At 66.1% G+C, this 13298-nt stretch carries 11 protein-coding genes and 1 pseudogene; 8 read left to right on the top strand and 4 right to left on the bottom strand.

The annotated features are described in order from the left end of the window. The 5 genes and pseudogenes from GOPIP_RS17605 to GOPIP_RS17585 all read left to right on the top strand — a co-directional run. Positions 1 to 477, top strand: a pseudogene (locus GOPIP_RS17605) (ABC transporter substrate-binding protein); the annotation flags it as partial. Next, positions 474 to 1391, top strand: coding sequence for an ABC transporter ATP-binding protein (locus GOPIP_RS17600; protein ID WP_006371111.1), 918 nt, complete (start codon positions 474 to 476; stop codon positions 1389 to 1391). The pseudogene GOPIP_RS17605 and the gene GOPIP_RS17600, both read left to right, overlap by 4 nt. After that, positions 1388 to 2161 (top strand): ABC transporter ATP-binding protein, encoded by a 774-nt coding sequence (locus GOPIP_RS17595; RefSeq protein ID WP_006371110.1) that lies wholly within the window; start codon positions 1388 to 1390, stop codon positions 2159 to 2161. The genes GOPIP_RS17600 and GOPIP_RS17595 overlap by 4 nt, the downstream gene beginning before the upstream one ends. A gap of 58 nt (positions 2162 to 2219) precedes the next feature. Continuing rightward, the gene (locus GOPIP_RS17590) at positions 2220 to 3554 is read left to right on the top strand and encodes an NtaA/DmoA family FMN-dependent monooxygenase (RefSeq protein WP_006371109.1); all 1335 of its coding nucleotides are present in this window, start codon (positions 2220 to 2222) and stop codon (positions 3552 to 3554) included. 42 nt (positions 3555 to 3596) lie between these two features. After that, on the top strand, positions 3597 to 4574 hold the full coding sequence (locus GOPIP_RS17585; RefSeq protein ID WP_006371108.1) for a GTP cyclohydrolase II: 978 nt from the start codon (positions 3597 to 3599) through the stop codon (positions 4572 to 4574). 408 nt (positions 4575 to 4982) lie between these two features. Here GOPIP_RS17585 and GOPIP_RS17580 read toward each other — a convergent pair whose 3' ends face one another. Together GOPIP_RS17580 and GOPIP_RS17575 are read right to left on the bottom strand one after the other, a co-directional pair. Continuing rightward, positions 4983 to 6299: an aspartate aminotransferase family protein gene (locus GOPIP_RS17580; protein WP_006371107.1), complete on the bottom strand. Its 1317-nt coding sequence runs from the start codon at positions 6297 to 6299 to the stop codon at positions 4983 to 4985. Between the two features lie 37 nt (positions 6300 to 6336). Beyond that, complete coding sequence (locus GOPIP_RS17575; RefSeq protein ID WP_006371106.1) at positions 6337 to 7908, bottom strand: APC family permease; 1572 nt, start codon at positions 7906 to 7908, stop codon at positions 6337 to 6339. A gap of 319 nt (positions 7909 to 8227) precedes the next feature. Here GOPIP_RS17575 and GOPIP_RS17570 point away from each other — a divergent pair, with 319 nt between their 5' ends. Genes GOPIP_RS17570 through GOPIP_RS17560 form a run of 3 tightly spaced genes read left to right on the top strand, consistent with a single transcriptional unit; the run spans position 8228 to position 10862 of the window. Beyond that, entirely contained in the window at positions 8228 to 9232 is a 1005-nt protein-coding gene (locus GOPIP_RS17570; RefSeq protein ID WP_006371105.1) for a phosphotransferase enzyme family protein, read from the top strand. Positions 9233 to 9285: 53 nt separating this feature from the next. After that, positions 9286 to 10080, top strand: coding sequence for a 3-oxoacyl-ACP reductase FabG (fabG, locus tag GOPIP_RS17565; protein ID WP_006371104.1), 795 nt, complete (start codon positions 9286 to 9288; stop codon positions 10078 to 10080). Next, complete coding sequence (locus GOPIP_RS17560; protein WP_006371103.1) at positions 10080 to 10862, top strand: GntR family transcriptional regulator; 783 nt, start codon at positions 10080 to 10082, stop codon at positions 10860 to 10862. The genes fabG and GOPIP_RS17560 overlap by 1 nt, the downstream gene beginning before the upstream one ends. A gap of 235 nt (positions 10863 to 11097) precedes the next feature. On the opposite strand, the gene GOPIP_RS17555 is transcribed toward GOPIP_RS17560, so the two are convergent. Continuing rightward, complete coding sequence (locus GOPIP_RS17555) at positions 11098 to 12186, bottom strand: PrsW family glutamic-type intramembrane protease (protein ID WP_006371102.1); 1089 nt, start codon at positions 12184 to 12186, stop codon at positions 11098 to 11100. A 149-nt stretch (positions 12187 to 12335) separates the two neighbouring features. After that, the gene (locus GOPIP_RS17550; protein ID WP_006371101.1) at positions 12336 to 12995 is read right to left on the bottom strand and encodes a hypothetical protein; all 660 of its coding nucleotides are present in this window, start codon (positions 12993 to 12995) and stop codon (positions 12336 to 12338) included. Positions 12996 to 13298: the final 303 nt, after the last annotated feature.

Here is a 13298-nt window from a genome sequence, read left to right as displayed (position 1 = left end):
GTCAAGTTCACACTGACCGTCAACAACGCCGTGCCCGACCTGAAGGAGACCGCGGTTCAGATCCAAACCGCAGCCGCCAGTGCCGGATTCGAGGTCACCATCAACGAGGTCAACTCTGCGGTGTTCCAGGAAGGACTGGCCAACAAGACCTTCCAGGCATCCATGGGTCGTGACTACGCCGTCGTCCAGTCGCCGCCGTATGTGCTGTCGCTGTTCTACACACCCGGATCGCCGATCAACTGGCCCGACTTCGACTACGCACCGCTCAACGACGCCATCGCCGCCGGCAACGCCGCCGGGGACCCGCTCTCGACGGCGGCGTGGACCCAGTGGAACAACGCCACCCGCATCCTCGCCGACCAGATGCCGACGGTCTACGTCGGATACGTCCAGCCGCTGAACGCATTCGCCAACAACCTCAAGGGCTATGTGTTCCGCACCGACAACGTCATCGACTACTCGGAGCTCGAACAATGACACTCGATCACGCACCCCGCCTGGCCGCCGACACGCCGCACACTGACTCCGGCGCAACGCATACGGCCGATGCCCACTCCGACATGCCTGTCCTCGAGGTCGCCGACCTCACCGTCGCCTACCACGGTGCGGTCAAGGTGGAGCCGACCAGCTTCACCGTCCGGCGCGGTGAACGCCTCGCCATCGTCGGCGAGTCGGGATCGGGAAAGTCCAGCATCGCCAACGCGATCGGCGGATTCATCAGCCCGGAGGCGGGCACCGTCAGCGCAACCACGCTGACCTGCATGGGCCGTTCGCTGCTCGACGCTCCCGCCAAGCGCATTCCGGTACGCCGGGAGGGGATCTCGATGATCTTCCAGGACGCGATGAGCAGCCTCGACCCGGTGTGGAGTGTGGGTAGCCAGCTCCTGGCCGTACTGCCGTCGGCGAGGCACGGGTCGCGGCGAGCGCGGCGCGGCATCGCCGAGGAGCGGCTGCGACAGGTCGGGATCACCGATCCGAGGCGCGTCATGGGCGCTCTGCCCGAACAACTCTCGGGCGGCATGCGCCAGCGGGTGATGATGGCGATCGCCCTGGCCGGCGAGCCGGAACTACTCATCGCCGACGAGCCGACCAGTGCGCTCGACGTCACGCTGGCGATCACCGTGATGGAGTTGCTGACCGGTCTGGCCGCCGACGAGGGAGCCGCGCTGGTCTTCATCTCCCACGATCTTCCGCTGTCTCGCAAGTATTGCGACCGGATGCTGGTGATGCGCGCCGGGCGGATCGTCGAGCATCTCGATCCCGAGCACGTCACTGACGCCACCGACCCGTACACCCGCGGGCTGTTCGCGTGCATGCCGACGCTCCAGTCGTGCGACCGTGACCGGCTGCCCACCGTCGACGACCTCACCCGAGCGGAGATAGTCGCATGAGCACCACCATCGAACTGGTCGGAGTCACCAAACGCTACGGCGGGGTGAGCGCACTCGACGGTGTCGACGCACGGTTCGCCTCCGGTGTCGCTACCGGGATCGTCGGCGAAAGTGGTTCGGGCAAATCCACATTGGGTCGGATGATCGTCGGCCTGTCCGAGCCGAGTGCCGGTCTGGTGCTCGTCGACGGCAACGATCTCGCCGATCTGCTGAAGTGGCGGACGCGACGCACGGAGTATCTGCAGACCGTTCAGCTCGTCGCGCAGGACACCACCACGACGTTCGATCCGCGCCACCGCGTGCGCCACGCCGTCCGGCGGCCCGCCGAATTGCTCGGTGGGATGGACCGACGGGCCGCCGACGCCGCGGTGGAGGAGATCGTCGACGAACTCGGCATCGACGCCGAACTCCTCGACCGCTACCCCGATCAGCTCTCCGGCGGTCAGCGCCAACGACTGTCGATCGCGCGGGCACTGGCGGTGCGCCCGGAGATCCTGGTGTGCGACGAGGCCGTCAGTGCACTCGACATCTCCGCGCAGGCGGTGGTGCTGAACCTCCTCAAAGGCTACGTGCGCACCCATTCCCTCGGTCTCGTGTTCATCTCCCACGGCCTGCCGGCGACCGGTTTCCTCACCGAGCAGCTGCTCGTGATGAACGCCGGGACGATCGTCGAATCCGGTTCGACCGCCACGGTTCTGAATCATCCGCAGCACCCGTACACCCAACAACTCGTCGAGTCCTACCGGCGGATCGACATGAGCGCCGCATGATCTCGCTCGTCGCCCCGCCCGGGCATCACCACACACCGCAGAAGTAAAGGAGTAGGCAATGTTTCATCTCGGATGGTTCCTCGGAGACGGATTCGGAATCCACGCGTGGAGTCCCGCCAACGGCGACGGCCCGTGGATCGGCTCCAACGCGACCGACTGGATGCGCCCCGACATCTACATCGACATGGCGCGCAGCCTCGAACGCGCCGGCTTCGACTACATCCTCATCGAGGACACGTCCATGGTCGAGGACTCCTACAAACAGTCCGCGGAGACCTCACTGCGCCGCGGGTTCATGGCACCGAAGAACGACCCGATGCCGCTGGTGCCGTTGATGACCCAGGCCACCCGGCACATCGGGATCATTCCCACCGTGTCGACCATCCAGTATCCGCCGTACCTCGCGGCCCGTGCCTTCACCACCCTCGATCACCTCACCGAGGGCCGCGTCGGCATGAACGTGGTGACCAGCGTGACCGACCGGGTCGCCCAGAACTTCGGATACGAGCGGCATCTCGAGCACGACGAACGCTACGACATGGCGATGGAGTGGATCGACGTCGTCAAGCAGTTGCAGGAGTCGTGGGAGCCCGACGCGGTCATCGCCGACCCGTACCGCGGCGTCTACGCCGATCACACCAAGGTCACGCCGATCGAGTTCGTGGGCAAGTACTTCAAGTGTCGTGGACCGCTGAACACCATTCCCGGCCCGCAGCGCACCACCCCGGTGTGCTCGGCCGGTAGCTCACCCGCCGGCCGCGCGTTGGCCGCAGCTTACGACGACACCCAGATCGCGATCGTCCGCGACGCCGAGGCCGCACGAAAGTACCGCGAGGACATGCGGTCTCGGGTGGCAGCCCTGGGGCGCAATCCCGACGACGTGAAGTTCTTGTTCATCGCCACACCCACCATCGCCGCCTCCGACGCCGAAGCGCAGGAACAGTATGCGGCGTATCAGGCGGCCCGGGCGTCGGACAAGGCGATCGAGTACAACCTGTGGAACATGTCCTACACGTCCGGTGGGCGAATCGATTTCGGCGGGATCGATCCCGACACCAAGATCCGCGACATCGATCTGTCGAAGCAGAACGGTGAGTACACCTCGATCAAGGAACTCTTCGAGGGGCACGAGGACGAGACGCTGCGCGAGGTGGTCGCCAAGAGCCACCAGGTCAAGGACATGGGGCTGATCGGCTCGCCCGCGACGGTCGCGGCGAAGATGGGCGAGATCATGGAAGAGGCCGGCGGCGACGGATTCCTGTTCTATCTGCCGACCACGCGTCACAACTTCGCGTTGGTCGCCGACGGTCTCGCGCCCGAGTTGCGGCGCCGCGGACTGATCCGTGAGGAATACACCGGCTCCACGCTCAAGGAGAATCTGCGCGCGTTCTGAGCCGGTAGGCGGTGGTCCAGCCGCTGTGAGGAGGGAGAGGGAATGGATGTCGGGCAGAACGCGGTCGTGGTCGTTGCCGACGACGAGGCCACCGGCGGCGGTCATCTCGTCGTCGACGCGGGTGAGGCGTCGGCGCAGACACTGATGGGTGTCGGTGCCGTGGGGACCGGCAGCGTCACCGTCGTGGTGACCGATGCACGGTGGCAGCAGATCATGTCCGCCGTGGCCGGTGTCCATTCCCTCGATATCGCCGGGGTCATGATCGATCTCGTGCAGTCGGGGGAAACCGATACCGTGCGCGGCCGGGCCGCGACGATCAGCGCCATCGCCGAAGGCGGGAGCGACGTCCGGTTCTCGACGCACGGCGACGTGAGGGTCCGTCACGGCGAGCGCCACGACGGTCCGTGGTCCGACCGCGCCGCCCTGATCGTCGGTCGCCGACGCTGGAAATCCGATGCGGTGGTTGTGAGCAGGCTCGGCAGTCGCATGTATCCGGGGGAGCCGGCCCGGGGGAGCGAACTCCGCGAGATCGCAGGCGATCTCGGCTGTGACGTGTGCGTCGTCGGCGACGATGCACAGATAGCTGCGGATGACGACGTGGTGGGATCTGCGGTGCACGTCCGGCTTCCGCTGCCGCACGGCGAGTTCCGCGGCATCGGCTTCACCCTGGGCGCCGACCGTGCCGAGCACCTCGCGCTGCTCGCCTGCGGTGCGCGCGCAGACAATGCCGGTCCGATGAGGGTGGTGGTGCACCGCGAATGCCCGATGGCCGACACCTTCGGCGCGCTCACCTGTGACTGTCGCGACCGGCTCGACGCCGCTTTGAACAGCACGATCGCCGGCGACACCGACGTCGTCCTGTACCTGCGCGACGCCGACTGGCGCTCGCTCACCCACACCGTTCGACCAATCTGGAACCCAGACCAAGTGTCTTCCATCCTGCGCCAGCTGGGTGTGTCCGGCGAGCATGGCACGGTCATCACCGAACCAATCAGCCCGCCCGCCTGCCGCTCCGCATAGGTCAACTCTTCCCCGATCGTCCCCCGATCGCGGTGTCGTCTTCCCCCCAATCACGGGGTCGCCTTCCCCCCTACCGCGGTGCTGCCCCTTCCCCCCGGTCGTCCCATCCGATGGTCGAGGTGCCCGAGCCCGCTAGGGCGAGGGCCTCGAGACCCGGTGAGACGAACGGCTTCGCAACGCCCGCGGAACTGACGAAACCAGCATCGGCGCAGGCGGTCTCGAGGCTCGCCGCACGCGGCTCGCACCTCGACCATCGGATGATGGCCCTTCCTCCCGATCGCGGGTCACCTTTCCCTCAATCACGGGGCCGCCTTCCCCCCGATCGCGGCCGCACCCTTCCCCCGATGGTCGAGGTGCGCGAGCCCGCTAGGGCGAGGGCCTCGAGACCCGGTGAGATGAGAGCGCCACTCACCCCAACACCTTCCCCAGTCCCGCACACAGCCAGTCGACATCGGCGGACGAGAACACCAGTGGTGGGCGGATTTTCAGTACGTTCGAGTCCGCGCCGCACACGGAGATCAGGATGCCTTCGCGCCGAAGGTCGTTCACGACACGTCGGGCGAATACGCGGTCCGGGCTGCGGGTGTGCTCGTCAGTGACGATCTCGACGCCGATGTACAGGCCGCTGCCGCGGACGTCACCCACCCTGCCGTCGTCGCGGGTGACGTCGAGGATGCCATCGAGGAGTTCGCCGCCGACGGTGGCTGCGTTCTCGATGAGCTTGTCCTCCTCGATGATGTCGAGCACAGCGGTGGCGGCCGCCGCCGCAACCGGGCTCCCACCAAAGGTGTTGAAGTAGGGGACCGCCGTCGCGAAGGGTGCGAGCACCGTTGACGATGCGGCCATCGCCGCCACCGGAATGCCGTTGCCCATGGGTTTGCCCATGGTGACGAGGTCGGGGACCACCGCGTGCCGGTCGAAGCCCCACATTCCTGCGCCGGTCCGTCCGAATCCGGGCTGCACCTCGTCGGCGATGAACACACCTCCGGCGGCACGGACCGCTGCCACGGCGGGTCCGAGTAGACGGGGGTCGACGAAGATCCCGTCGGAGGAGAACAGCGTGTCGACGATCAGCGCGCTCACCCCGAAGCCGGCGCGCTGTAGATCCGCTGCGGCCGCGGCGACGTTCGCGGCAAAGTACTGCGCCGCATCCACGGGTGAGAGCAGGTGGGTGTCGGGGATGGGCACGGTCCGGACATGCTCGCCGACGCCGATGGTCGAGCTCAGCGACGGAGAGATCTCGGTCACCGCAGCGGTGTTGCCGTGGTAGGCGTTGGCGGTGATGATCACCCCACGTGCCCCCGTGTACTGCGCCGCCACGCGCAGGGCGAGGTCGTTGGCTTCAGAACCGGTGCAACAGAACATGATCTGATCGATCTCGCCGGGCAACGTCTCCAGCAGCCTGATCGAATAGTCGACGATCCCCGAATGCAGGTACCGCGTGTGGGTGTTCAGGGTGCTGATCTGTCTGGCGACGGCGTCGGTGACCCGAGGGTGGGCGTGCCCCACGCAGGCAACGTTGTTGTAGGCGTCGAGATACTCGCGGCCGTCGGCATCGAACAGCCGGGTCCCCAGACCACGGACGAGATGCACCGGATCGTCGTAGAACAGTCGGTAGGCGGGTCCGAGGACTCGCTCGCGGTCGGTGATGAGCTCGGCGATCGTGGGATCGACGGGTTGGGTTCCGTCAAAGCTGTTGGAATCCATGATGTTCGAGTAGCCCACGATCGCCGTGCCTTTCGGGTGTTGGAGTGGATGGTGTTCAGCGTTCGTGGGCCTCTTGCAGGACGACCCGCCCGAGTTGGGAGTATCGGCGCGGAGAGCGGACCCGTAGGATCACCGCCAGCGCTATCCCGCCGATCCCCACGACGCCGACGACGTACGGGATCGCATGGAACACCCAGTCGGTCGACGCGGTACCGGCGGCGAATGACGCGTTCTTGGCGAGTAGATAGATCACGTACAGCATGCCGAGCCCGCCCAGCAGTGGGGCCACCAGCGTTCGGAACCAGTTCGCGGTTTCCGGATGCTGTTTCTGCACATGGAAATACGAGATGACCGCGAACGCGGCGAGTGCCTGGACGATCATGATGGCAGTCGTCCCGAGCAACGCCATCAAACCGTACAGCCCGGTGTAGGGGTCGCGGCCGGTGACAGCGAAGAACACCACGATCACGGTCGCGACTCCGGTCTGGATGAATCCGGCGATGTGCGGTGAGCCGTGCACCGAGTGCGCCGCGCCCAACGTCTTGCGCATGCCGGGGATGACGTCCTCACGGCCGATCGCGTAGATGTAGCGGGCCGCGCAGTTGTGAAAAGCCAAGCCGCACGCGAACGATCCGGTCATCAGCAGGATGTGGAACATGTCGACGGCCCACACTCCGAGGTGCTCACGCACCGGTAGGAAGAAGATCTCGCCGGCCGTGTTCGAATCCTGAGCCAGGGCAACGGCGTTGTCGGGTCCGGTGCCGACGATCGCCAACCACGACACCAGCACGTAGAACACGCCGATGCCGATCACCGAACTGAGCACCGCGATCGGAATGATCTTCTTCGGGTCCTTGGACTCCTCGCCGTACATCGCGCTCGACTCGAAGCCCACCCAGGACCAGAACGCGAAGAACAGTCCGACGCCGGCCGATCCGGCCACGGCGATCGGTGATCCACTGGCGCCGGTGACCGTACCGCTCAGGCTGTGAAAGCCGTTGAGCGGGTTGAGCGATCCCCACGACCAGCCTTGGGGTCCGCCGCCGGTGGCGAGGACCGACACCGCGAGAAGCGTCAGCATGGCGATCTCGGTGATCAGTAGGATGCCGAGCACCTTGGCGGCCAGGTTGATGTCGAAGTAGCTGAGGATGGCGTTCACGGCGAGCATCGCCAACGCCAGGATGATCCACGGGATGTGCACACCGAAGAACGTGTTGAGCAGGTCCTCCCCGAAGAACGAGAAGATGCCCACCAGCGACGCCTCGAACACCATGTACGCCAACGCCGTCAGGAATCCCGCCCCCAACCCGACAATCCGTCCGAGCCCGTGCGAGATGTAGCCGTAGAACGCGCCGGTGGCGGTGATGTGACGTGACATGGCCGCATAGCCGACCGCGAACAGGGTCAACACGATGGTGGCGACCATGTATCCGGCTGGGGCGTAGGCCCCGTTGCCGAATCCGACCGAGATCGGCACGTTGCCGACCATCGCGGTGATCGGTGCGGCGGTCGCGACCGCCATGAACAGCACGCCGACGAGCCCGACGGCGTTGGGTTTGAGTCGCTGGACGGTGCTCGCGTCGGCGGGTGCCGTGGAGGTGGGTGGGGAATCGACGGTGTCGCTCATCGGAGGATCTTTCGCAACTGGCCTGCCTGGTGGCAGGGCGAGGGCTGGGAGTCGAATTGGTCTGGTTAGCGACTGTGATGACCGGACCGATTGGAGGTGTCGTGTACGAGGTCGATCGACACGATCACGAATTATTGGCACAGGGTCCGGCGCTGGTCAAGTGCTGAGATCGCCGCGGCGACAGCATGTGTTACGCGCAGATTGCCGATGTCGGGTTGATGAAACGATCCGGTGAAGTGCTCGCTATTTGGTCTGTTCTCCGGTTGTCGAAGACCGCCTGCTCGCTCATGCTGAGCCGATGCAGGAGGCGACGGCTCAGATGCGCGAGCGGACCGTACTTGCCGACGACTACCGTGCGTTCGCGGTGGCGGCGGCACCGCGGTACGGGTTGGACAGGGCGGATGTGCGGCTGCTCAGCATCAGCGAGAACGGCACCTTTCTTCTTGAGCAGGACGGCCGGCGTCTGGTGATGCGCGTGCACCGACCGGGCTATCACTCGCGTGAGGCCATCGAGTCGGAGCTGGCGTGGATGGCCGCGCTCGCCGAGTCGACGACGATCTCCACACCGGGAGTCGTTGCTGCGCTGGATGGTTCGCTGTTGATGTCGATTCAGCTCGGGGCCGAGCGACGTTTCGTCAGTGCCTTCGAGTTCGTCGAGGGCGTCAACGGTGAGGACCCGACCGCCGACGTCGGTTTCCGGGATCTCGGGGTGATCACCGCCCAGTTGCACGAGCACGTCGAAACCTGGCGAATGCCGCCTGGATTCACCCGATTCCGGTGGGACCTCGACGCCACGCTCGGCCCGCAGGCGCGCTGGGGTGACTGGCGTGCCGCACCGGGTCTCACCCGCGGTCAGCAGGTTCGGATCGGTCACGCGGTCGACACGCTCTCGGCTCGGCTCGATGCCTACGGTATGGGCCGCGACCGTTTCGGGCTCGTGCACGCCGATCTCCGTCTCGCCAACCTCATGGTGCACGACGCAACGATCACCGTCATCGACTTCGACGACTCCGGATGGTGCTGGTATCTCGCCGATCTCGGCGCTGTGGTCTCCTTCGTGGAACACACTCCGCAGGCCGAGACGATGATCGGCGAGTGGGTGTGCGGCTACCGGTCGGTGCGGGCACTCGACGCCGAGCATCGTGCGATGATCCCGACCTTTGTGATGCTGCGCCGCGTCATGCTCACCGCCTGGATCGGCAGTCACCCGGAGGCTGACTCTGCGCTGGCCGCCGGTGCCGACTTCGTTTCGGGCACAGCCGAGATCGCCGACCGTTACTGCCGGGATCGTATGTGGTTGGCCGAGCCGTGCCAGCTGGTATGACGATCGTTTTCTCGAACAACTCTCGCCCGGGTGGCGAGCGAAAGGAGTAGCCGATGTTCGCGCTCGCGGGTAAGTCCGTGGTGGTCACCGGGGCCAGCAAGGGGATCGGGAAAGGGATCGCGTCGGTATTCGCCCGCGCCGACGCGAATGTCGCCGTCGTCGCCCGCAACGCCGAGCAGGTCGCTGCCTGCGCTGCCGAACTCGACCTGCTCGGCACCGGACGAGTGATCGGCGCCGTAACCGACGTGTGCGATCCGGAGTCCTGTACTGCCTTGGCGCGCACGGTGACCGACGCGTTCGGTGGCATCGACGTGGTGTGCGCCAACGCCGGGATCTTTCCGGAAGCGCCGTTGGCGACGATGACCCCGCAGCAACTCGACGAGGTTCTCGACGTCAACGTCAAGGGCACTGTCTACACGGTGCAGTCCTGTTTGGACGGTTTGCGCGCCTCGTCGGCCGGCCGGATCATCCTCACCTCGTCGATCACCGGTCCGCTCACCGGCTTTCCGGGATGGTCGCATTACGGTGCGTCCAAGGCCGCGCAACTCGGTTTCATGCGCACCGCCGCCGTTGAACTCGCCCCGCACGGCATCACCGTCAATGCCGTTCTGCCGGGCAACATCCTGACCGAAGGGCTCGTCGAGATGGGGGAGGACTACATCGCGTCCATGACCCGCAGTATTCCGGCGGGCACCCTCGGCCGTCCTGACGACATCGGTTATCTCGCTGCGTTTCTGGCGACCGACGAGGCCGCGTACATCACCGGTCAGGCGATCAGCGTCGACGGCGGACAGGTGCTGCCCGAAACCCCGGAAGCGGTGCTGCCACTCGACGCTGCGACGTCCTGATGGAGGAGACGAAGGGCGGCCCGGTCGCCGAGGACGTCCGACGGCGCATCCTTGCCATGCTCGGTCGCAGTGAGATCGGGCCGGGCTCGCGGCTCGGGTCCGAACGTGATCTGGCCGAGGCGTTCTCGGTATCGAGGTCGACGCTGCGAAGCGCGCTGCTCACGCTTGCCCAGGCGGGCATCGTCGAACGCCGTCCAGGCCGCAGTGGAGGAATCTTCGTGCGCGCCGGAGTGGTCGAACGCGCCGCGGGAGAGTTGAGCAGCCTCCCCGAGCGGCTACTCACCGGCGGACACACGAGCAGATCGCAGGTGCTGGCCACCGAACGGCGCCCGGCCACCGTGGTCGAGGCGCGGTCACTGGAGATCGGTGAGCGCGACGAGGTCCTCGTCGTGCGACGGTTACGCTTCGCCGACGGTGTTCCGCTGTCGGTCGACACCGCATGTCTCGTCGCCCAGCAGGTGCCCGACCTCCTCGACCAGCCCCTTGGCGGATCCCTGTACTCGCTACTCGAGGAACGCTATGGGTTCCGTCCGACCACCGCATGCGAGACCATCGAGGTGGTGATGGCCAATCCGCGTGAGGCGCAATGGCTGCAGATACCCCGGAATCGGCCGCTGCTTGCAGTCAGCCGGGTCACCCGCGATCAACGTGGGCGTCCGTTCGAGCACGGCAACGACCTGTTCCGCGCCGATCGCGTGCGGCTGGTCGCCGCCACCAACACCGTCCTCGGTCGCGAGAGCCTGGCCGCCGACGGCGTGGTGGAGCGGGTGGTCAGCGTCTAGTCCCCCGATCGCCGGCCAAGCCTTCCCCCCGGATGGTCGGCCCACCCGCCGGATGGTCGGCCCACCCGCCGGCCCGACCTTCCCCCCGATGGTCGAGGTGCGCGAGCCCGCTAGGGCGAGGGCCTCGAGACCCGGTGAGATAATAGGTATCGCAACCACCGCGGGACTGACGAAACCAGCATCGGCGCAGGCGGTCTCGAGGCTCGCCCTAGCGGGCTCGCACCTCGACCATCGATTAGCGGTGACCTTCGAACCCTGACCCCGCCGCCGCCGACTCCACCGGTGCCACCCGCGCTTCCGGCACACCCCACTGCACGAGACGGGGCCGCCAGCGTGGTGCGTTGGTGGCGATGGCGGTCGGTGGGACGAGTTCGCGCAGTACGTGGCGCAGGATCAGGTAGGAGACGACGGCGACGAGGATGGAGAAGACGTTGAGTATCACTCCTTCCTGCACTACATCGGTGAGGGTGAAGTCTTGGTCGGTGACGGTGTTTTTCGACCCGTGCTGGCCGAACGACCCGATCCCGTCGTGCACCGAATGCAGGAGGGCCGCGGTGAGCCATCCGAGGAAGCCGACCTTGGTGATCACCCGCCCGGATCGGTGCGCCGCGAGCCAGATCGCTGCGGCGGCAATACTCGCCCACAGCGGATGCCCGATCTCGGTCAGTGGACGCGTGACCGCTTGCAACAGATGCGAGTTGGTGCCGTTGCCGCCACCCATGTACTGGATCGCCTCGCCGATGCCGAACACCGACCCGCTGATCAGCACCATGAGCACCCCGCGGCGAGGGTCGCCGAATACCGAGCGCGCGAAGATCAACAGGATCAGCGGCACCGCGATCTTGCAGGTTTCCTCGATGGGTCCGGACAACCACAGGTCCACCGCGAAAGGGAGGTGCAGATGCGGCTCGAGGAGCCCCTCGATGGCCGTTGCGACGCCGAGGGCCACCGCCCCCGACACCACGCCGACGACGATCGTCAGAGGGAGTCGATTCAGCTCGGTGAACCGCAGGTGTGGGGCCACAAGCGTGACGATGCCCGTCATCACCAGCACGACGCCGATCGCCGCGGGCCACACCCACCAATGCCCGGAACCCGAATTTCCGATGATTCCGAAACCGACGGCCACCACCATTCCGGCGACGATCCACCAGAACCATTGATGCGTCAGAAAACGCCAGGGGCGCCGATGCCACGCAGGTGGTGAGGATACCGAAGAATCAGGTGCGGATTCGCCGGTCCATCCCATTCCGTCCCAGTGTGCAGTGGTTGATGCGGCACCGTAGGGATACCATCCCGGCGGCGGGACCAGCGAGTTCGTCATGACAGCCTGCTTTCGTCGCACGAGTGAAAGCAATTCTCGCACGCTCGTGCACGATCTGCGGAGGTATTCCCCGAACGAGGGAATAACCAGCACCGGCGGAATTCAGCTATTCGGCAATCGCGACAAGAATGTCTATCTCGTGCAGGTATTCACAATGCCTCGACGTTTCGGTCGACCAGCTCCCGCAGGTTGGTCATCACCCGCCACGTCATCACCGCGCTGATGACGCTGGTGACCTCGATCATGGCCCGGGTGGCAGGGCTGCTGGTGGCGTAACGCTCCCGCAGATGCAGCCGGGTCGCCGACGATCCGTTCGTTGTGACGGGACTCAAGCAGAACGCCCACGTGGTGTCGAAGTCCATGTCACCGGGGGCATCCGCGCCCTGGGAGGACACGACGAGCGCGCGTCCGGGCTCTACCTCGGCCACGCGCAGCGCGATGTCGGGGTGGAGTGTGAATCGGTCCCCGACGGCGACGTCCTGCCATTCCGGATGGATTCGGGTGGCGCCGGTGATCTGGCAGCCGACGAGGTTCTCCAGCCCTTCGAATGAGTAGAAGCCTGCCTTGTTCTGTCCGAGCTGGGCGATCCACGGCCACACCGACGACGGTGGCGCCGCGATGGTGCACGCGCGATCGTTCTGTACCTGCGCGCCCGGGAGCAGGTCGTCACCGGGCAATGCCGCCCGGGCTTCGTCCGCCGTCGCGCCGAGCCGGCGGTGCGCTCCGGTGACCACGACGGCGGCGAGACTTGCAGCGGCAGCCGCAATCGGCGCGAGCAGTGCGGCTGTGGCCGCTCGACGTATCGACATGATGTCTCTCCTGGGTGCGCCGTGCGTCAGATCAGCGCACAGGCTGCGCGAAGGTGATGGTCATCGAGGCCCAGTGCAGCCGGGTGATGGTCCTCATCCACTCATGATGCATCACGAGGCTAGTCGACGATCGCCTTTCCGTACCCGGCCGAAAGTCGGTGATCGCGTCCTCGCCGGCGAGCGCTCACAGCATCGCCGTCCACGGGTAACGGCAACGTCGTTCTCGCCGTTGGTGATTGCCGCATATGGCTTGATGCACCCGCTCTCGGGATCGACGAAGTCTGCGTACGCCGCGTGGCAGGA

The sequence above is a fragment of the Gordonia polyisoprenivorans NBRC 16320 = JCM 10675 genome (assembly GCF_000241325.1).
GTDB lineage: Bacteria > Actinomycetota > Actinomycetes > Mycobacteriales > Mycobacteriaceae > Gordonia > Gordonia polyisoprenivorans.
Note: the sequence above shows the minus strand (reverse complement) of the source record. Positions and strands in the feature narration are given on the sequence as shown.